The organism is Ruegeria sp. BA2 (assembly GCF_056539605.1).
This window is the reverse complement of record NZ_JBQFVE010000020.1, coordinates 37,058-57,252: the sequence shown is the minus strand read 5'-3', so window position 1 is coordinate 57,252 and position 20,195 is coordinate 37,058. Positions and strand designations below refer to the sequence as shown.

General features: G+C 53.8%; 19 protein-coding genes and 2 pseudogenes. 12 read left to right on the top strand and 9 right to left on the bottom strand.

Annotated features, from left to right (window positions below; all coding sequences use genetic code 11):
* Positions 1-146: 146 nt before the first annotated feature.
* The 3 genes from ACR0NN_RS23915 (at position 147) to ACR0NN_RS23905 (ending at position 3,579) form a co-directional block, all read left to right on the top strand.
* Positions 147-1,148 (top strand): helix-turn-helix domain-containing protein, encoded by a 1,002-nt coding sequence (locus ACR0NN_RS23915; protein WP_170727598.1) that lies wholly within the window; start codon positions 147-149, stop codon positions 1,146-1,148.
* A 174-nt stretch (positions 1,149-1,322) separates the two neighbouring features.
* Positions 1,323-2,339, top strand: coding sequence for a GlxA family transcriptional regulator (locus ACR0NN_RS23910; RefSeq protein WP_170727595.1), 1,017 nt, complete (start codon positions 1,323-1,325; stop codon positions 2,337-2,339).
* A 91-nt stretch (positions 2,340-2,430) separates the two neighbouring features.
* Positions 2,431-3,579 carry an amidohydrolase gene (locus tag ACR0NN_RS23905; protein ID WP_170727585.1) on the top strand — a complete coding sequence of 383 codons (1,149 nt, stop codon included), beginning with the start codon at positions 2,431-2,433 and terminating at the stop codon, positions 3,577-3,579.
* 81 nt (positions 3,580-3,660) lie between these two features.
* Here the strand turns inward: ACR0NN_RS23905 and ACR0NN_RS23900 are convergent, their stop codons facing one another.
* The 4 genes from ACR0NN_RS23900 to ACR0NN_RS23885 form a co-directional block, all read right to left on the bottom strand.
* Positions 3,661-5,640, bottom strand: coding sequence for a bifunctional 2',3'-cyclic-nucleotide 2'-phosphodiesterase/3'-nucleotidase (locus ACR0NN_RS23900; protein WP_170727581.1), 1,980 nt, complete (start codon positions 5,638-5,640; stop codon positions 3,661-3,663).
* Between the two features lie 231 nt (positions 5,641-5,871).
* A complete protein-coding gene (locus tag ACR0NN_RS23895) occupies positions 5,872-6,801 on the bottom strand; it encodes a glycosyltransferase family A protein (protein WP_170727578.1) in 930 nt (309 codons plus the stop codon).
* Positions 6,791-8,500 carry an ABC transporter ATP-binding protein gene (locus ACR0NN_RS23890; protein ID WP_480685724.1) on the bottom strand — a complete coding sequence of 570 codons (1,710 nt, stop codon included), beginning with the start codon at positions 8,498-8,500 and terminating at the stop codon, positions 6,791-6,793. The genes ACR0NN_RS23895 and ACR0NN_RS23890 overlap by 11 nt, the downstream gene beginning before the upstream one ends.
* A 186-nt stretch (positions 8,501-8,686) precedes the next feature.
* Complete coding sequence (locus tag ACR0NN_RS23885) at positions 8,687-9,250, bottom strand: DnaA N-terminal domain-containing protein (protein ID WP_480685722.1); 564 nt, start codon at positions 9,248-9,250, stop codon at positions 8,687-8,689.
* Positions 9,251-9,842: 592 nt separating this feature from the next.
* Here ACR0NN_RS23885 and ACR0NN_RS23880 point away from each other — a divergent pair.
* Both ACR0NN_RS23880 and ACR0NN_RS23875 read left to right on the top strand, forming a co-directional pair.
* On the top strand, positions 9,843-11,150 hold the full coding sequence (locus ACR0NN_RS23880) for an AAA family ATPase (protein ID WP_170727566.1): 1,308 nt from the start codon (positions 9,843-9,845) through the stop codon (positions 11,148-11,150).
* Complete coding sequence (locus tag ACR0NN_RS23875) at positions 11,147-12,253, top strand: ParB/RepB/Spo0J family partition protein (RefSeq protein ID WP_480685720.1); 1,107 nt, start codon at positions 11,147-11,149, stop codon at positions 12,251-12,253. The genes ACR0NN_RS23880 and ACR0NN_RS23875 overlap by 4 nt, the downstream gene beginning before the upstream one ends.
* A 594-nt stretch (positions 12,254-12,847) precedes the next feature.
* Here ACR0NN_RS23875 and ACR0NN_RS23870 read toward each other — a convergent pair.
* Genes ACR0NN_RS23870 through ACR0NN_RS23860 form a run of 3 tightly spaced genes read right to left on the bottom strand, consistent with a single transcriptional unit; the run spans position 12,848 to position 13,774 of the window.
* Complete coding sequence (locus ACR0NN_RS23870) at positions 12,848-13,105, bottom strand: site-specific integrase (RefSeq protein WP_480685719.1); 258 nt, start codon at positions 13,103-13,105, stop codon at positions 12,848-12,850.
* 6 nt (positions 13,106-13,111) lie between these two features.
* Positions 13,112-13,486: a site-specific integrase gene (locus ACR0NN_RS23865; protein ID WP_480685718.1), complete on the bottom strand. Its 375-nt coding sequence runs from the start codon at positions 13,484-13,486 to the stop codon at positions 13,112-13,114.
* 15 nt (positions 13,487-13,501) lie between these two features.
* Entirely contained in the window at positions 13,502-13,774 is a 273-nt protein-coding gene (locus ACR0NN_RS23860) for a hypothetical protein (protein ID WP_480685716.1), read from the bottom strand.
* A gap of 361 nt (positions 13,775-14,135) precedes the next feature.
* On the opposite strand from ACR0NN_RS23860, the gene ACR0NN_RS23855 reads away from it, so the two are divergent.
* From ACR0NN_RS23855 to ACR0NN_RS23840, 4 genes and pseudogenes are all read left to right on the top strand, one after another.
* Positions 14,136-14,816 carry an IS6 family transposase gene (locus ACR0NN_RS23855; RefSeq protein WP_480685714.1) on the top strand — a complete coding sequence of 227 codons (681 nt, stop codon included), beginning with the start codon at positions 14,136-14,138 and terminating at the stop codon, positions 14,814-14,816.
* A 274-nt stretch (positions 14,817-15,090) separates the two neighbouring features.
* Positions 15,091-15,879: a hypothetical protein gene (locus ACR0NN_RS23850; protein WP_480685712.1), complete on the top strand. Its 789-nt coding sequence runs from the start codon at positions 15,091-15,093 to the stop codon at positions 15,877-15,879.
* A gap of 166 nt (positions 15,880-16,045) precedes the next feature.
* On the top strand, positions 16,046-16,417 hold the full coding sequence (locus ACR0NN_RS23845; protein ID WP_480685710.1) for a hypothetical protein: 372 nt from the start codon (positions 16,046-16,048) through the stop codon (positions 16,415-16,417).
* 126 nt (positions 16,418-16,543) lie between these two features.
* Positions 16,544-16,904 (top strand): annotated as a pseudogene (locus tag ACR0NN_RS23840) (transposase family protein); the annotation flags it as partial.
* Here the strand turns inward: ACR0NN_RS23840 and ACR0NN_RS23835 are convergent.
* The gene (locus ACR0NN_RS23835; protein ID WP_480685709.1) at positions 16,901-17,140 is read right to left on the bottom strand and encodes a hypothetical protein; all 240 of its coding nucleotides are present in this window, start codon (positions 17,138-17,140) and stop codon (positions 16,901-16,903) included. The pseudogene ACR0NN_RS23840 and the gene ACR0NN_RS23835 sit on opposite strands and share 4 nt — an antisense overlap.
* Here ACR0NN_RS23835 and ACR0NN_RS23830 point away from each other — a divergent pair.
* The 3 genes and pseudogenes from ACR0NN_RS23830 to ACR0NN_RS23820 all read left to right on the top strand — a co-directional run.
* Positions 17,139-17,315: pseudogene (locus ACR0NN_RS23830) on the top strand (IS30 family transposase); the annotation flags it as partial. The gene ACR0NN_RS23835 and the pseudogene ACR0NN_RS23830 overlap by 2 nt on opposite strands.
* Before the next feature lie 97 nt (positions 17,316-17,412).
* Positions 17,413-17,922: a hypothetical protein gene (locus ACR0NN_RS23825; protein WP_480685707.1), complete on the top strand. Its 510-nt coding sequence runs from the start codon at positions 17,413-17,415 to the stop codon at positions 17,920-17,922.
* A 948-nt stretch (positions 17,923-18,870) separates the two neighbouring features.
* Entirely contained in the window at positions 18,871-19,200 is a 330-nt protein-coding gene (locus tag ACR0NN_RS23820; RefSeq protein WP_480685705.1) for a hypothetical protein, read from the top strand.
* 402 nt (positions 19,201-19,602) lie between these two features.
* On the opposite strand, the gene ACR0NN_RS23815 is transcribed toward ACR0NN_RS23820, so the two are convergent.
* Positions 19,603-20,193 carry a matrixin family metalloprotease gene (locus ACR0NN_RS23815; RefSeq protein ID WP_480685704.1) on the bottom strand — a complete coding sequence of 197 codons (591 nt, stop codon included), beginning with the start codon at positions 20,191-20,193 and terminating at the stop codon, positions 19,603-19,605.
* Positions 20,194-20,195: the final 2 nt, after the last annotated feature.

Below are 20,195 nucleotides of genomic sequence, written 5' to 3'. Positions count from 1 at the left end.
CACATGCCCCCCAATGTCAGAATACGCAGACGCAGCCGAATAAACACAAACAAACACTAAACCCCCACCAAATAAGGTGGGGGTTGAAGCCCGGGTCAGAGTACGGCCGCCACCGGCCGGGCCCACTTAATTTAGGTGGAGGAGAAATGAAACACTATGTTCCAACAGATGACCATGCGCATTTGGCCAACTCCGCGTCAGAAATAACCAAAAGAGAACACCAGATCGATATCATCCTCAGCGGGTCTGAGGCGAGAGCTTCGACAGATATTCTTATCGAGTTCTACCAAGCCCTGAATGATCTGGTCGAAGACCATACCTATGTCGTAAACACGCGCACCGTTGCTGAGAGTGCTGCAGGCGGGCCTTTGCATTGGTCCGGACGGACGGCGATTTTCTGGGGTGACATATATAAAGGTTGGCGACCCGCAGCGCAGGACAAAACGTGGATCGCGCAGGTTTTGAACCTGTCCTCTCGCTCGGTTCTTGTCGGTGGTGCTGTGTTTCTTCTTGCTTCCATTGGGCGCTCGGCCAACGCAATCGCGTCCATTCACCCAAATTTTTCCGCCGCAGCGCACGAAATCGGCCTGATCGATAGTGGATCAAGCACATGTTTATCCTCCGAGGCCCGTACTCATAGTGCGTCCACTCGTTTGGGCGCATTGCGGCTGATTTCGGATTTTGTCGCCCTTGATCATGGCGAACATCTGGCCGACTCGGTTCGCAGCTATGTTGGCTTGACCGAGACAAAGCCTGCGTGCTCAAGCCAGCTTGCAACCCGGCTTATTCAACGCGCCAAAGCAGACCCGATGGTGCGGCAAGCCGTCGAAAAGATGCAAAGTAATCTGGAAGATCCGCTTAGAATCCCACAACTTTCCTCGGCTCTTGGAACATCCACGCGTCAATTGCAGCGGCGATTTCTGGATAAGACAGGCGTAAAGCTGTTGACGACCTACAAAGAGCTTCGCCTCGAACGCGCCCAAAGCCTGCTTTTGTATACCGAGATGTCATTTCTGGAAATATCTGCAGCGACGGGCTTTTCATCAACAGGCGCTTTGACCCGCGCGTTCCGAGATCGCTACAAGACAACACCAGAGAATATTCGAAACCGCCGATTTGCAGGTAAAATCTCGGTATGTGCTGCCTAGTCTTACAAGCCAACGCAAGCTGCCGATCCTGCCAGTGGATCGGATCCACCATTTTTTTGACCACTGCTGAAAATGGCTTGGGTTCGATAACATGCTACGCTGGTTTTTCCGACGATCCAATGGGATAGGGTTAGGGCCATTCACCCGACTCGGCCCGCACCGGGAGGAGAAACAATGGAACCAAAGAGCTTTGTCCCAAAGGGTGCCGCCAGTTTCGGCATCGAATATGACGGGCCGCCTAAGGACATTTATTTCCTGCTTCTCCCGAAGCTGACGATGCTTGCATTTAGTGCAGCGGTAGAACCGTTGAGAATTGCAAATCAGGTTACCAACAAAGAGCTGTACAACTGGTTTCTGATTTCTGAGGATGGGGAGCCTGTTCAATGCTCAAACGGGGTCAGGGTAACACCGGATTTAGCACTGCAAAACCTACCGCGATCATCAAGGCTATTCGTTTGCTCAGGCATTGAGCCTGCCGAAAGCAGCAATCCCAAAATCATATCGTGGATCAGTCGCCAGAAGGCTTTTGGATGCAAGCTTGGCGGAATTTGCACGGGTGCGTTCACATTGGCCAAGGCGGGGATGCTTACTGGCAAGAGGTTCACATTGCACTGGGAAAACCAGCCCGCATTCGTCGAGCATTTTGAACATCTCACGCCTTCGGCCAACCTGTATGAAATCGACAATGAACTCATGACTTGTGGAGGTGGTAACGCTGCCACGGATATGATGCTGAATATGATCGAGTCGGATTTTAGCAAGGATCTGGCCATCATCGTTTCGGATATGTGCATCCACTCACGGTCAAACAATGAGAAGACGCCCCAGAAATCAGCCTTTTCCGTCGCATTGGGCAGCCGCAACCAGCACCTGATCAATGCAATGCAGATCATGCGCGAGAACCTCGAAGAGCCTCTCGATATTTCTGAGATTGCCGAAATCGTACAGATCTCACGCCGTCAGCTTGAGCGGCTGTTTCAGAAATATGTCGAGGTCTCCCCGGTACAGTTTTACATCGAACAACGGGTAGAGCGCGCTTACGCGTTACTAAGTGAAACCGAAATGACCGTCGCCGAAATCGCGGCTGCCACTGGCTTTGGCAGTGCCACTCAGCTTACGGTTCGGTTCAAAAAACGATACGGTTCGGCCCCAACATCATTCAGGCGCGGTTGGTCCGAGCAAAACATCTAGCCCGCACCCATTGGTGGACCCGGAGGCACTGGTGTTCTACCAATCCAATTCAATACCCGATCAAATCTGCCACCTTCGAATTGAAACCGCCATGGACTTGAACTTGCCCGAACTTCGCGAACTCAGACATTCATTCCACAGAACTCCCGAGCTGGGCTTCGATGAAACGGAAACCAAAGCCAAGGTTGCAGACCAACTGCGTCAATACGGCCTTGAGGTCCACGAGGGCGTCGGCGTGATTGGTATACTCAAGTGCGGTGACGGCAATCGCGCGATTGGATTGCGCGCTGATATGGACGCATTGCCAATCCAAGAAGCAAGCGAACATGGTTATGTCTCTGAAAATCCCGGAGTAATGCACGCTTGCGGCCACGACGGTCATATGACGATGCTGCTGGGGGCCGCAAAAACGCTGGCGGCTGATCCCGGTTTCAGCGGCGTGGTTGTCTTCCTGTTTCAGCCAAACGAAGAGCTTGGGCTGGGCGCTAAGGCGATGCTGGATGAGGATGTATTGGCGCGATTTCCAATTGAAGAAGTCTACGCCATACATAATCTACCCGGGGCACCGACAGGTCAGATGTCGACACGACAAGGGCTGATTTGTTCATCCGAGAGCCTGTTCGAAATTACGGTCACGGGGCAAGGTGGTCACGCCTCCATGCCACAAGCTGGGCGCGACGCGCTGACAATTGCATCCGAGATCGTTCTCGCGCTTCAGACAATCGTTGCGCGCAAACTCGCCCCGGGTTCAGGTGCCGTTGTGTCAGTGACCGAGTTTCTGACCGATGGTCAACGGAACGTCCTGCCCGGAACCGCCATCTTGAAAGGCGATGCACGGGCGCGCAGCCCCAAAGATCGAAACGAAATAGAAAAGCACATGCGCAAGATCGCCCAAGGTATCGCATCTGCCCATGGCGTCGATGTCAAAGTGGATTTCAAGACCGAATTTATCGAAACAATCAATGCGCCGGTCCCCACCGAGGCAGCAATCCGCATAGCACAGAAGTCCGGGCTGGAAACAATCTCCGACCGCGAGCCGATGAGCTTTTCCGAAGACTTCGCACATTTCAGCGCCGCAGTGCCCGGATGTTTTGTTCTTCTGGGCAATGGAGACTCTGGTCCGAACGGTCAGCCCCTGCATTCCAATGACTACGATTTCAACGACGATCTCTTGCCGATCGGCGCAGCGTTCTGGACAAATCTTGTGCGTGACAGGCTGCCTCTGCAAGATAAATGTTAAGCACGGCAATACATACTTAAGCGGCCGTCAGATCATCGATCAATAACGGCCGCTTAATTTACGATTAAGCTTTGTTGCTGCTTACAGTTTGATGCGGAAAGCCGCAAAACCGTCGGCACCTTCACCAGCGTCTTCAATCGCTACGCCGTTGACATCGCTCATATAATCCCGAGCTTTGGGCCCTGTCTCAAACAGCACCGTGGTGTCAGCAAGCGGCGCAAATGACCAGTTGGCGTCTGCCTTGGGATCAATTGTTCCTTGTTCAACGATATAGCGCACAATCACGTCGCGATTGGTATCCGGGGCTTCGAACACAACGGTGTCGCCCATTGCGCCCGGGAATGATCCACCGCCAGACGCACGATAATTGTTGGTCGCGATGATGAACTCCATATCGTCGGTGACGGGCTGGCCATTGAATTCCAGGTTCGTGATCCGGGCGGCATCGGGGTTAACTTCTTCGCCTTTGGGTCCAAACCGCGAGGGCTGGGACAGATCGATCTGATAGGTCACACCGTCCATGACATCGAAATTGTAAGACGGGAACTCCGGATTCAACAGAATTGCATCGTCAGAGCCTGCCTCAATCTGATTGAACATACCGGCTGAGCGTTCCAACCAGCCCCGAACCTGCGCACCATTCACCCGCACTGCGCGCACCGTGTTTGGATAAAGGTAAAGGTCTGCCACATTTTTGATGGCGACATCACCCACCGGAACGTCGGTGTAATATTCCGGCCCCCCGCGACCGCCTGCCTTGAATGGCGCTGCTGCCGAAAGGATGGGCAAACCTTCATGCTCGGTGCCCTTCATCATCTCTTCGACATACCATTTCTGCGCGATCGAGACGATTTGCACGGATGGATCATCCGCAACCAGCGCAAAATAGCTGTGCAATGGGGCCGACGTCTTGCCGACCGCGCGGCGTACATATGCCAGTGTTTCGTCGTGATCTTTTGCGACCGAGTCCAACACCTTCTGATCGTCCCCAACAAGCGCCGTGATCGAGCGATCTTCGTTGCGCTTTGAAATCGGGCGCGCTTCGGACGTGGTCGTAACAACGCGCCATTCGTTCCCGTCACGTTCAAGCAGCAGGTCCAGCAGACCAAGATGTGATCCCCAGAACCCGCCCATGACAGCCGGTTTTCCCATCAGGGTTCCTTTTTCAACATCAATGCCTGGGCGATCCGCAAAGGTGGCGGACGGGAAGACCAAGTGATTATGCCCGGTTACCAACGCATCGATGCCATCAACGCCAGCCAAGACAACCGAAGCGTTTTCCATTCCATCGGCGTGATCGGCATCCCCGATGCCTGAATGCGACAGTGCGATGATCAGATCGCAGCCCTGCTCTTTCATTTCCGGCACGTAGGCTTGCGCGGTCTCGACAATATCGCGCGCCTGCACGTTGCCTTCCAGATGCTTACGATCCCAGTTCATGATCTGCGGTGGAGTAAAGCCGATAACGCCAACCTTGATCGGGTGCTTACTGCCATCTCCCATCTCTATTTCACGCTCGAGGACGGCATATGGTTTCACAAGAGTTTTGTCGTCTCGTGGAGATGCCCCTTTCTCTTTCGCGACATTGGCCAAAACCACCGGGAAATCCGCGCCGGCGAGTGATTTCTCAAGGAAATCGAGACCGTAGTTGAATTCGTGATTTCCCAGTGTGGCGGCGTCGTACCCCACCGTGTTGAACGCTGTGATGATCGGATGGCTATCACCTTCCTTCATGCCACGCTCATAGGCAATGTAGTCACCCATGGGGTTGCCCTGCAGGAAATCACCGTTGTCAACGAGAAGCGAGTTCGTCGCTTCTGAGCGGATATCGTTGATGATTGAAGCAGTGCGCGACAGCCCGACAGTGTCGCGGGGTTTGTCGGCGTAGTAGTCATACGGAAACACATGAACGTGGATGTCAGTTGTTTCCATGATCCTCAGATGCGCCTGATTATTGGCGGCTGCAACAGAAAACGGATGCAACGTGATCGCCGCAGCGCTGGCGGTTGTTGTGGCAAGAAACTGGCGACGCGAAATCAGACTACGTTTGGAAAAGGACATAAGACACCTTTCAGGTTTGTTGGTCGACGCGTCTTCTGGAGGCATTTCACAACAAGGATGTGACAAAGAGCTTTATTGCATCGCGCGCGTCGAACTTGGGATAGGCTTCCAAAATCTTATTGCATTGGCTTGCGTAGTCAAAGCGACTTTGTCGAATAGGCAATGCAAGGTCCTTTTAGTCGAAGGCACTTAGATCAATCCCAGTGGAGTGCATCCCCAGAAAGCGGTCTGTTATCTTCGCTGATCAGGCCGCCGCAACCAGAGAAGGCGAACAGTCTCTGTAATCTTCGCCACGCGGATCACGTAGTGGACACCCCAAACACCAAAAGCCTGTCCGGTCGTCAAATCTGAATTCCGCAGTAGGTTATTCAAAGTCTTAAAGGACGGGATCAACTTTTGAATCGGAGGAATGTAGTTTACGAATCCCCGCTTGGCATTGCGGCGCAGCCGGGCACCTTCGATGCGGCGCGCTTTGGTGATGTGATCCCTCAAACTGCCGCGTGCGGGGTGCCGCACAATGGCATCTTCGGCGAACAGGATAGGTTCACTCGCAGCTTTGGCGCGGTCATTCCATTCCATATCGCCGCCGGACAGAACTGTGTCGTTGAAACCGCCAATACGATCCACAACTCTGCGCCGCGCGATCAGATTCGCCGTTACCGCACGTCCACGCTCGACCCATTTTTTCTGCTCTAACCCCAGATACACATCGAAGAGTTCGGTCGTTGTCCAATCCTCACCGTTCGGGATCAACACAACATTTCCGCCAAATCGATTCACCTCAGGATGGGCTTCGGCAATTTTGAGCCCCGCCTCCAGATAATGCGGATCAGGCTGACAATCAGAGTCTGTAAAAAACAGCAATTCCGCCGCCGCATTTTCGATACCGCGATTGCGGGCTGCGTAGGAACCCGGCTTTGCCTCAGTCAGAATGCGGGCATTGGCTGGCACGCGAAATCCGTCTGGCACTGGATCAGACGGATCATTGTTGACCACCAAAACCTCGAATTCGTCCGCCATGAGCGTTTGTGCAGCGAGCCCGTCAAGACACAGCTGCAACTGGTCCCAACTGTGATAGGTCGGAATGATCACCGACGCACTAAATGACGAGTGCGCAGGTTTGGTTTCCTGCTCGGGGCTCACGCCTTCATCATTCCGCATTTACAGCATTCGAATACTGATGGTCATAAAGCGTTTTGAATGGGCCGGGTTTCTTGAGCAACTGAGCTGCGCTGCCTTGCTCCAGAACTTCGCCAGCCTCGATCACAACAATCTTGTCGGCATGCATGATCGTTGAAAGCCTGTGCGCAACGATAATCGTGGTGCGCCCTTCGGTTAGACGGCCCAATGCCTCCTGAACAAGATGCTCTGATTTCGAATCCAGCGCACTGGTCGGTTCATCCAACAACAGGATCGGGCTGTCACGCAACAACGCACGCGCGATTGCAAGGCGCTGTTTTTGACCACCCGAAAGGAAAGCGCCGTTCTCCCCAACCATGGTGTCAAAACCTTTGTCGAGCGACATGATGAAATCATATGCATTTGCCGCCTTGGCCGCCTCGATCACTTCCTCTTGTGAGGCGCCTTCGCGACCAAATTTGATATTGTCAGCAATCGAGGCTGAGAACAGGAAGGTTTCTTGACCGACGAAGGACATGTTTTTCCGCAGCGTTTTGAATGAGGCGTATTTGATATCCTGCCCGTCAATCGAAACCGACCCGCTGATCGGGTCGTACAGACGTAGAGCAAGGTTCAGGATGGTTGATTTACCACCGCCAGATAGCCCAACTAAAGCTGTGGTCTTACCAGCTTCGAATGTCAGCGAAAGCCCCTTCAGAATAGGATCGCGACGAGCGTAGCCAAATATAACATCGTCGAAAACGACCTCACGCGGACCATCCGGCAGTGCGATGGGGTTGGCTTCTTCTGGCAGAGTTTCCGGTTCGTCCAGCATGTTGAACAGCATTTGCACGCGACGCAAACCCAGTTCCATCTTCACCCGCACTTTCGTCAAGCGCTTGGACGGCTCATAGGCCATCATCACGGCTGTGACGAACGACATCAGCTCGCCAGGAGTTGAAGCGGCGGCGCCAAACAATTGACCTGCGCTTAACCCGATGACTGACGCAATAGCAAAGCCAGCCAGAATATCCGTAAGTGGGCTTGTCGCAGCTTGCAGGCGCGCAAGCTTATTGCGCCGCTTTTCAACGCTTTTCACTGCCGTGTTCATCTGTTCGGCCATGCGCTCTTCCAGACCGAAAGATTTGACCACCCGGATACCTGCCGAAGTTTCCTGAATGACCTTCATTATGACGCCCATTGACTGCAGTTCCATATCTGCAATCTCGCGCACCTTCCGAAGCAGTGCCCGAACGCCCAGAACCGCCAAGGGACCAACGATCAACGTGAACAAAGACAAAATCGGCTGCTGATAGAACATCACGGCCAGCAGCCCGACCAAAGTCAAAGTATCCCGAACTGCGGTGGTGACCATAATCTCGATCACCGTGCGCGCGGCTTGGGCGGTTTGTGTCACTTTCAACAGCAGATCCGAACTTTCGGTCAAGTTGAAGAACGAAACCCCCTGTCGCAGGAGCTTATCATAAAGCTTGATCTGTTGTTTCGAGACAATCCGATTCCCTGCTCGGGTTAGAGCCACAACCTGAACATAGGTTGCTATACCCTTGACCAAGAAGATCGAGAACACGGCCGCGGAAACGCCGAAAATCTTGGCGGAATTCTCGCTGTCAAACAGAGAGTCCACCACATCGCGCATAATAAAGGCGATACTTGCGGTGGTCGCAGCAACAAACACCATCGCGATGATCGCAATAGTATAAGGTACCGCTTGTTCCCGCATATTCTCGGAAAGCAGGCGCCACAATACGGAATTACCCAATACTGCCGCAAATTTTGATTTGATCTTTCGCAATGCACATGTCCACTGTGATCAGGGTCGAGGCGCCCAATCAGGCACGCTCTTGAAACAGTCCCCGCTAGATAGTCCCCTACTCACTATTGAGCAAGCCCGCCCCAAAGAACGGCCTTATTCCGCTGTTTCAAACCGTAATGCGCGAATCGACGGGTCAATCCGGGAATAAGCTGCCAAAATTCGTGCTGTCCACTTCTGAGAGATATAGTCAGCCATAAACCGCGAAGGAGCGATCAATGTCGCTTGCCCCCCTGCCCTTTCAGCTTCAATCAAATGCTGGAACCAACTGGCCCAAAGCTCGGGATCGCGACCGTGGAGTATGGTTTGCACTTGTGCCCAAACGTCCTCGCCTGGTGGGGGCGGAACCTGCGGCTTGGATTGAAATGGAACAACATTGGTGTCCGGTTCTGGATCTTGCTGCATGCGATCCTGAAAGTCCGTTCCGATGACAGGCCAAACATCGACCGTGTCCAGCATGATTTGCTTGAGATCGAGTTCATATACCGCGACTCGTCCGCGCGCCGCAGGTCTCTTGACCATGATCCAGCCCGCGCTGCGCATCTTAGCCATTTCGCGCTTCACGGTACGTTCATTTACAGACCATAGCCTTGCGATCTCTTCTCTGCCAATCGACAATTCATTTGTACGCCAGTTATAGCGCGTTGTGATTAGCGTCATAATTCGAAGAACACTGCGATGACGATGCTTGTCACCTGACAAAGCATGTACGGCAAGCGCCGATAGTATATCGTATTTCAGTGCAGGCGCATTGCGCCCGACTGGCCTCGCAACTTGCATTGTTGCCCTCACCGCTCTTCTACAGCCTCATGCGAGTTGGTCCCGCTTCGAATACGTCGTTATCCAACGCTTTTCGTGATTGTGCCCTGATTAGCGTCCAATACTTCGATTCTGTCAAGAGTTCGTTGTGATTGCGTTCGTTGGAGACCTCAATTCAATATCAAAATCAAAAAAGAAAAGGTGAAGTATGGTGATGGGGGACGCCTTGAATGACCCCCTATTGGTCTCTTGTGTCCCCCTATATGCCGTATCTGGCCACCATATTACCCCCTAAATCGTGGCTCCAGACCGATGCAACTGGATTAGCTTACGAATGGTACGCCCCGAATCGGTCAGTGCCCGATTGGGCCTTATTTTCTTACCCATGGGTAACATAGCATCTTTACAATAATTTCTTTTGCAATAAACGCAAATCGGGCGTAAATACGAAAACCAAGAAGATTAGCGTCCAACAAAAAATGAGACTCGAGGCATGTATACGCACGAAGACCTAAATGCATTGCGCACCCAGTCCCTGAAATTGCAGGGCTGGATTCGTCAGCAAACTTTCAGCCCAGAGATGGAGAAAACTCTGCGACGGTTTTCGAGCTGGGAGGTGTCTGAACTGATCTTTAAAGTGAACCAGTCGACATTTCGGGGAAAGCTGGCCGCAGACCCGTCATTGCCAGGTGGAGAGGTTGAGCCGGATGGACGTCAACGCTGGTTCAGTCTGGAAGAGGTGAATGAGTTGCGCCGGCGGCTCAAGGTGAACCGCAAAGCGCTCACACCACAGCGTCCTGCTGGTAAACGCGCCGTGCGCGCTGCAGTTGCCAACTTTAAAGGAGGCGCAGGCAAGTCGACGGTCGCGCTGCATCTGGCTCATGCTGCGGCCTTGGATGGGTATCGCGTATTGGTGGTGGATTTCGATCCGCAGGCCACTCTGAGCCATTCGATGGGCCTGACGGATGTCGCGGAAGATTACACCGTATGGGGTATCATGGCCCGGGACCTGATCCGGGAAACGGAGCGGATGAATAGTCGCCCGGTCGCCGCCGAGTCGGGTACCGCCCTGCCCCGCCGCGAGCTACCGCCCTCGATCACCGATATGGGGCTTGGTGATTTGCGGATATCCGATTTCATCAAACAAACCTCTTGGTCAACGATCGATGCGATTCCTTCTTGCGCGAACGCAGCCTTTGTTGAATTTGCTTCTGCGCAGTACCGCCATCTGAATCCTGAATGGTCATTCTTCGCCGCGGTCTCTCGCTACTTGGATCAGATACCGGATGATGCCTACGATTTAATCCTGTTCGATTGCCCACCCGCGATTGGTTATCAATCGATGAATGCCGTGTTTGCGGCTGACATGCTCTATATCCCGTCAGGGCCCGGATATTGGGAGTACGATTCAACCACGTCGTTCATCGGGCAGTTGGCTGAGGCGCTGGAGGATCTGGCTTACGGTTTCGACAAGACCTTACCCACGGGTAAGATCGGCTTACCCAAGACATTCTGCGAGGTCCGGTTTCTGCTAACACGATACGAGCCCGGGAACGCGCTCCATACCGCGATGTACGATGCGTTTAGCAAAGTCTTTGGTGAGCATCTTGCGGAACATCCCGTCGAGATGACGCGTGCTGTAGAACAGTCGGGCAGGTTCCTGAGTTCCGTCTATGAAATGGACTACCGCGAGATGACCCGGGAAACCTGGCGTCGCGCAAGATCAACATTCGATAATGTCTATGAAGAATTCCAAGGCGTCATGTTGTCGGCTTGGGACAAGCTGGAGGATGACGCATGAGCCGCAAACGCAGAATGTTTGATATCGATGTGCCTGCGATGGAAGATATCTCCGTTGGCAAGTTACCAAATAGGGACCCTGAAAAGCGTCGTGGTCCTATGGCGGCGGCAATTTCCGAAAACGCGAGTGCGTTGCGCGATCAACAATCTACCGAAGACGCAATTCGCATTGAGAATGATCGATTGGCACATGAGCTTGTGCGTTTGCGTTCGGAAGGGTATATTACTGAACAGATCCCACTTGCGGACGTAGTGACAGAGCGCCTGACACGTGACCGTAAACCTGGGCCCGATCCAGAGCTGGATGAGCTAAAGGCTTCTATACTGGATGTGGGACTTTCGAACCCGATTCGGGTCGAGCGGCGGACCGATGGACGGTACGACTTGATCCAAGGAATGCGCAGATTATCAGCATTTCGCGCATTACATGAGGAGGTGGGTGGAGACCGATTTGCGACGATTCCGGCGGGTGTTTCTGACGCAGCCAAGCTTGATGACAGCTATCGCCGCATGGTCGATGAAAACCTTATCCGTAAGGAAATCTCTTTTGCCGAAATGGCGACCCTTGCAAGGGCTTATACCGAGGATCCAGCGAACGATTGTCCCGATGTGGACAAAGCTGTGTCGACGTTGTTCAAATCTGCCAGTTACACCAAGCGCAGCTACATTCGAGCGTTTGCCAGTCTGCTAGCGACGCTGGAAGACGCACTTATGCATTCTAACGACATTCCGAGGAATGTCGGTGTAGAACTCAAGCGAAAGCTCGACTCTGATCCAGGGTTGATCAAGCAAGTGAGTGCAGCTTTGCTAAGTGAGCCAAACCGCGATAGCGCCCGTGAAATCACAATTCTTCGTAGCTTTTTAACTCAGGAATACGCATCGGCCGTTAAGCAAAAAGTTGACACGGTTGGCAAACCACGCCGCGCCAAAACGACGTTTCAGGTGCGGGGAAGGGCAGGGATCGCAAAGTGTTCTGCATCCAGCGGCCGCATCGAGTTGCGCTATGATCTCGATTTTACGCGCGTAGACCGGGCCAAGCTTGAACGCGCGGTGGCTGCACTGATTGAGGATTTACGAGAAGAAGATGATCTTACCCACGGGTAAGATTGGCCGGATAACATGGTTTGGAATTGCGGAGACAAATTTGATCAGCGTGGCCAACCATTGGGTTCTTGCATAAGTGTAAAAAATTGGACGAGTTCGGTTTGTTGTGGCGCGGCGAAAGCAAGAAGTTGTGCGCATTGACGTTCTTCGGGGAATGGACACGCTGATACACCTATTCTTCCACCACCAATTCGGCAATATGGCTGGGCTTGATGCACATGAATTCTCTTCAATGTAAATCTCGCCCACTCTCCAAGGGTTATCTTTTCACGCCTTTGCGACGACGACATCTCAGTGATTGCATCATCAAGCCTTGCCGCTTAATTACTCGAAATCGTCTGTTCTATTGCCACAATAAGCTCAATCATATTCTATTTCCTGCCCCGGGGCGAAGTGCCGTAATATACCTGTGAGAACACCGCAAAATATGATCACTTCCTTAAAGGTATGCAAATATACTAAAGTGTTCACAGATTGATATTCGTCTATAGATTAGAGCTGTTTGAACGAGAGACTGGATATTCTATACAGGTTGTTGGAGCAGAGCTATTCCAACAAATCCGCTGCCGGGTTTTCGGCGATATCGACGTCTTCTTAGTATTTCTGTGCTTGGGCAATAGAGCGGTGCAAAGACAGGCGCATGGCAGCCTGGATCGGTGCGCCGTCCGGGGCGGCTTGGGTCAGGAAGCCCGAGCGCAACCCATGGGGGGAGGCAAACCCGTCGGGCAGCCCGGCCAGTTTCAACCGGTGTTTGACGATCTGGGCAATCGCATCCGGCGTCAGGCCGCGGTTCAGCACCCGGTCGGCCTTGGAGATGGGGCGGAACAGCTCACCGTCCGTGATCTGCGCCACATCGATTCAATGCACCAAAGTCTGCGCCGCACGGCCTTTGAGTATCAGCCGGGGCGTCTCGCCCTTTTGGGTGGTCTTGGTTTCCAGCAGCGAGGTCCAGACCACGCCTGACTTGTCGAACTCCTTCAGCGAGACATCCTCGCGTTGCAACCGGGTTATCTCGGACCGCCTGCGCCCGCCTGAGGCCCAGCCCGGCATCAGGATGGCCCGGTCGCGGCAATCGCGACGCGAGCCGCGACAAGTGGCGAGCGGTTGCTCCAGCATATCGCGGGTGATCGGGTGCTGCAAATTCGGGGCCAGGGGCCGGGCGGCGGCGCGGCGGGCCTTGGCCCGGGCCTGTTTCACCAAGGCGCCATCAAACGGGCTGGAGAGGTTCTTCATCCGGTGAAACGCCAGTCAGGAGGCAATGCGCCGGTCCAGCGTCGAGGGGGCCGGGCAGGCCAGGGATTTGCGCAGCCCTTGCGCGATCAGCGCCTCAGCGGTTTGACGCGCGCTGTCCGCCTCTGGCGCGTCGCCAAGATCGCGCGCATGGTCGAGCAGGAAGGCCAGTGCCGTCGCCTCACTTTCCGGCCAGTCCAGCGCCGACCCGAAGCGCGAAGCCTTCCAGGCGGTGATGTAGAGCAGATCGCGCTCATGAGCCCGCAGCGTATTGGCGGGGGTGCCGCGCACTTAGAGATCGGTCAGCGCCACCTGATCTTCGGCGGACAGGGCCGGGGAGGCAGCTGGGAGATACGGGGTAGGCAGCTTCGTGGCAGCTATTCTGCACCCAATTCTAGGCCAAATCAATCATTGCTGATAAGGGGTACTTATCGCGTGTTATAGTGATTTGGCGGAACAACAAATGTAACGCGCAAAAATGGAGGATAATGAGCCTAAAAATGATGTGGTTGCTCAGGACAAAGGGAATTGTCGCGGATATGCCGCAAGCATTTGGAACGGCCAAAGGGCTCTGTTGCAAAGTTTTGGCTGTTGACGCGCTTGAGTTTAGCGTGTGGATGGCTTTCGGTCCCAACTAGTCGAAAGCCAGCTCATGATCTCCTTCAAAGGCGCGCAATACCCCAAGGATGTGATCCTCTTTGCTGTATTCTTCTACGTCCGATATGGCGTGTCGTATCGTGATCTAGAAGAAATCATGCCTGAGCGTGGCGTTGCGGTAGATCACACGACGCTGAACCGGTGGGTGACAAAATACGCTAGTGCAATCGCCGAAGTCGCGCGCAGGCACAAGGGACCGTGTGACCGCTCCTGGCGGATGGACGAAACTTACATCAAGGTGAAAGGTGCGTGGGTCTATCTCTACCGAGCCGTCGATAAACACGGCAAGACGTTGGGTTTCATGCTTGCAGGGCGTCGGAACAAACCTGCCGCTACGAAATTCTTCGCTCGAATGCTTGAATGCAATGGCCTTCCAAGAAAGATCGTCATCGACAAGAGCGGTGCGAACACAGCCGGCATCAAAGCCATCAACAAGATGCTGAAGGGCTTTGGGTGCCCGATCCCAATCGAGATGGTCAGGCGGAAGTATTTGAATAACATCGTGGAACAGGACCATCGCTTCATCAAGAGACGCACTCGGCCGATGTTAGGGTTCAAGGCCTTTGCTTCAGCGGCGGCTACACTGGACGGGATCGAAGTGACGCACATGATCCGCAAAGGTCAGCTCACGCCTGGAATCTGCCCGTTTCGTCAATTCTCCGAGTTGGCGATCTGAACTTGAAACGATCGTATATACGTTTGACCAACCTAAAACTTTGCAACGGAACCCAGTCACACTAATTGGCAACGTTTGTTCAGCTTCCGGTCCCTACCCGTCTGGTGCGAGTATCCTGAACAACTAACGCGACCGGTTCCTGCGGCATTATTTCGCCAACGGTGTGAATTGGATTGCCCTAGACGGGCGTCCGATCCGCGACTTGACCTCATTCGCTCTGACCATCAAGCTTAAGAAATTAAGCCACACTTCTTAGCAATAGAGGAAATTTCCCATGTCTCAAAATGACGGGTTGATGAACCGCAGGTCATTTTTATTGGCCAGCTCAGCCGCTTTTGCGCTCTGCCCATATCGTTTGGTGGCGCAGGACGCCAACGTTACGTGCGGCGCAATCGATCAAATGATCATCAATGCAGCTAATGCCAAACAGGCTGCCGGCGGTTGGGCCGTCACGACAGCTCCAGGCCGCGCTCAAGATCTCTTGGCAGAGATAGCCAAGCTTGAGGAGACATATGCGGATACATCAGTTTTGGCCGATCGAGCGCAGCTAAACGCATATCTTGCGACATTGAATGCGGTGGTAGCAATCGGGTTCACCTTTGCAGCTGGCGGCATCGCAACGGGTCCACTCTTGGTCGCGTCAGTGGCGACCGCGGGCGTTTTCATGGTGGCCGATGCACTAACTGCCGTTCAGGCGCCCGAAGCGATGGAAGTAGCTACTGACGTAGGTATCAATCGTGTCGGTGTGGTACTCAGTGCCGCTGGAGACGATGCATATGCTCTCAGCACAGAGGCAGCGACCCTTTCACAAGGTGCTGCAAAGATCGTAGGTTCTGTCGGCATCGTTCTCGCGGCCTATACGGCTCGGAAAAAGCTAGACACGGCAACTGCGCTTGCAGACGAGGAGGTCGCCCTCAAAGCCGAGCTCGACAATCTCAAACAGTTGGCTCAGGACATGCAGGACAAGGATTTTGCCGAAGAAGTCCGTGCCAAGTGCATGGAAGCATTAGAGGGTGGATTAATTAGCGCTCGTACAACCCAGAACCCACAATGCCTGAACTGAGGCAAGTCGATCTAGAGTGAGCGATTTTGTAGCCACAGCTCCTCCGGCGTTCAGGGTAGGAGCGTTTCTGCTCCACCCTTGGAGTTTTGCGTTGTGAGGTGCTCCTAGATTTGTAGACGCTTTGGGGACAGCACACGCAGTTAACAAATTCGGTAGGGGAGATGAGATGTTGCTAGGAGCAACCGCCCATGCCACGTTGATCGAAAATAATTCACTTCGAAAGGAAAAAACGATGGGAGATTGTACATCTAGTGCGGAATTCACCGGTCCCCAGATGGGTAACAATCGGAAAAATGTGCAAGTTAACTCCAAGATGGGAGGTGGTGGTCTACTGGTGAACGGCACCAAAAACGACGTTGAAACCTATGGAGAAGATGCCGCCGGAAACAAGTCTGCGACCAAGATTGCAGATTCCGTCATACCTAGCGGAACACAATACGAGGCGTCCGTACAGCATGGTGCAAATTGGGAGAAAACGTATATCAGGGTTAAGTGCGCGGACAAATCATGGAGTAACTGGACGCTGGTAAAAAAGTAAGTCATTTGTCGGCCGGTATTGGCCTAGGTGTTTGATCCCACGGTTTGTTGGTGTGATCCTTTCGTTGGAATGGAAGGAAGCGCAATGGTATAAGTTCGTCATGGCAGCGCCACGACGACGCACGCCATCAGAGCAGCAACACAGCGATCGCAAGCTTCGATCGCGGAGCTGAGCCGGGAACTTGTGGTCAATCCCAAGATGGTGGCCAAGCGGCGTAGACGCCAAACCGTTGAAGATCTGAAGACCGGGCCAAAAAGTATCGCGCTCAACCGCTTTCAACGAGGAAGAAGAGGCCATGATTGTCGCGTTCCGGCGGCACACTTTGCTGCCGTGGGACGACTGTCTCTATGCTTTGCAGCCCTCGATCCGACACCTGACACGCTCTTCTTTACACCGATGCTTGCAACGGCACAGGATATCGCGTCTGCCGGATGTCGCGGGTGACAAGCTGAAGCGTCAGCAGTTCAAGCGCTATCCGATTGACTATTCCCCCGCCTCCCACCTCGTGCCGTCGCGATCGAGGGTCCCGATATCGATCCCGCCGGGTAAGAAGGCCATCTTGAACCGCGCGATGTCCTCATCGTCATCCGAGCGATCACGCAGCAAGCACACGAAGTAGTAGAGGTCCGGTCGCTGGTGCTCGTGATTGTAGAGCGGCACAGAGTTGTCGAAATCGATCTTGGGACGAAAGGTCCGATCTTTTGTCTTGAGATCCAAGGCCATGGGAAAGATCATGAAGGTGGTGCGCGACTTGCCTCACATAGCGCGTCGTTTTATCACCTTTGACCGCTGCACCGAGTTCGTCAGCAGGCTGCACCGGCAGGCTGAGATCGGGACGCAAACCTGGTTCTGCGATCCGTCCAGCCCGTGGCAGAAAGGCACTGTCGAAAAAACCAATTGCCAAGATACGCCAGTACTGTGCAAACCGGCGGACGCTGCATTGACACAGCGCTTTCATGCTAAACTTGTCGCTCTCGATGGTTAGGAGCATAACAATGAATGACATAGAGAAACGAGGGACTGAACCGACGGCCGAAGACACGAGTCTTGAAGCAGCGAAGCGAAAATTCAATGAATTCATAGAGAAACCAGAGACTACTTTACAACTGCATGCGCAGAGATATGAAGCGTCGGAAAGGTCATATGAATCCTTTGCAAGGTCCGCCGTACTATTGAACGGTGGAGCACTGCTGGCGATTCTTACCACGGAAGGCATCGGAAAAGGCTTTGACAGTTTGACTTTCACGCTTTGGTTCGTGGTGGGATGTATCGCGTTCATGGTGGGTGCATTCTCAAGAAGTAGAGGAAAGATTTTACTTCTGAACAGCCACGTTAGCTATTTTCCGGCCGCTGCCGGCTCATCTCGGGAGCTGCAGCACATAAGTGGGAAAGTGAGACGCTGGTCAGCCGTTTCGGTGTATAGCGCGGCCCTTTCTCTATTTGCCTTCTCGTTGGGATGCATGCACGGATTTTGGGTACTGGACCGGGCGTTGGCGCTTTGCTAGAGGTCAACCTTGACCCTCGCGTAGCGATAGCTGAATGTCCTTTTATTGATTTTGGTTGTTTACAGTGGTGCCGTGCCATCAGTGAGGACCACTGTTTGGGAGCACCCGCATAGTCAGTTTACCTGTGCTATCACGCATAAGAACCGGCTTGGCGGCGAGGGCCGGTGAGTTATCGAAACCAACGAGCTAGCAACCCTGCTGATGAATCAAAATGAGCTATTTACGTACTCTAGCTCCACTTTGGTGGTATTTTCTACATTCTTGCATTTAATCCATTGACAACGTGAGATTTTTCGAGATGTCACGCATCTTTAGAAGGGCCCGCCTCCGATGGTGAAACCATTTGATGATCAAGGTCGGCAGCTTGATGCGCTTTATTCTATCGAACCTTGCCTAGGTGGATTTGACTTGATCGTCGGGTCCCGTGGTGGATCAAGTCAGGGCTCCAACCCGGCCCGGAAAAGCGACTATGCACCGGCCCTCAAGCTGCACCACCTCAGGATGGAGCGCTTGGCATGGTGTTGATGGACCTGCAGGTGGCCAGTAGCGTGGCTTCAAAGATGCCAGAGCAAGAAAGAAGGGTCAGCATCGACAGGTTCCAGTTACGGTTGGCACTATCAGCTTCGATGGACGCATGGGAAGTGCGTCTTTAGATAGGGCATGCGTCCGCGGCGTTCGGACGGAACGATGGAAGTGGCCTTGGAAACCAGACAAAGCGCGTGTTACTGCGCATGCAGTGGTCCGGTGCTGCAGCCTGCAGGTTGTTCAACTAGAGCGTCGTCTTTCGCGACCGATTTCCGAACAATCAATCGAACTCCCGACCGATGATGATTGCGAGCTACAGGAGCGGGTGTTGCGCGCCTCGAGCCGCCTTCGGAGTGACACGTTACATGGAACCGCTACACCCCCCTCTGGTCAACTTGTCCCGCTTAAGACGGAGGGCGCATAATGTATTTCGAGGATCCGCTGTTCACGGGGCTCGCCGAGAAGCAGACGGGACGCGATTTTCCCTATCCGCCGCGGGTCGAAGGGACCGGGCCCTGGATCGATGAGGAGGACGACGGCGAAGCTGCTGCCCAAGGTTTCGAAGAGGAAGAAGCCCGCGCGGCTCGGATCCGTCGAAGGCAGGCTCGTAACATGCAGGCCAAACCACACGAGGATCACGCAGATGGGTTCCGGCCGGAGGAGATGGAGCGAAGCGACCCGATCCCGGAGCCTCGGGAGCGGACTTTCCGGGAGCAGGAGGATTTCATGGACGAGCTGCTGGAGGAGCGTTAAAAGTCATTGGCGGCCGCCGCCCAAACATTGACGCAGTTGTTCGCTATCTGAGGATTCATGAGAAGGCCGATCCTCACCATCCTCGCGTTGCTTTTTGCCTCTCAGGCGTGCGCCGCAGAGTCGAAATGTCGCGCGGGTGGTCGATGGTGACACGCTCTCGCTATCGGGTGTGAGGAACCGAGTAAAGGGAATCAATGAGCCCGATCAAGACCAGGCCCGATTTCCGGAGGCGACGCAGAAACTGCAACGCTTGGTTGCGTCTCAGACAGTGACTTGCAGACTGAAAGGCGATCGCAGTCACGACCGGGATATCGGCACCTGCTATGTAGACGAGGTCGATCTTGCCGCAGCGTAATCGCCAGCGGCAACGCGCTCGCTTGAGCATCTTCGGATCATCGGTGACTATTTGTAAAGCGAGTCCCGACCGGCCTTGTCGTCAGACGTAATCGCCCGCTTGGCTGTTCCAAGCTCAATCCCTTCGAACATGACCGCAGTCGATTCCGTCGAGTGTGCGAGGCCTATACAATGGCCAACTTCGTGCAATACGACAGACATAAGATCGTATTTGTCTTTGGGAACCGCACCCGCGCCGGAGTATATCGCATCGCTCTCGCTGATCCGAATACTGCAGCCCAGCGTTTTTTCCTTATCGGTGCACCTGAATGTTGCACCGCCCGGCGTCTGGAATTCGGGTGCAAGCCCGGTCAATGGGCCGCGATCGATGACGTTAATTTTCAGACACTCGCCGATCTTGGGGTTGGTATCGCACTGTCGGCTGTCGTCGATGCGCAGCAACAGGCGGTCCTTGACGCTCCATTCATTCAGCGCGGCGGCAATGCGGTCTTTTTCCTCTTTCCCTAGTCCCTGGTCGCAAACCGCAAATTCGACAACTCTGGGTTTGGACAAATGGCCCCAGCTTGACCCATTGGTATCGAAAGCCTGTGCTTGGACTCCAACGAGTGAACAAAGAATGGCGAATATCCTGGTGTACATTG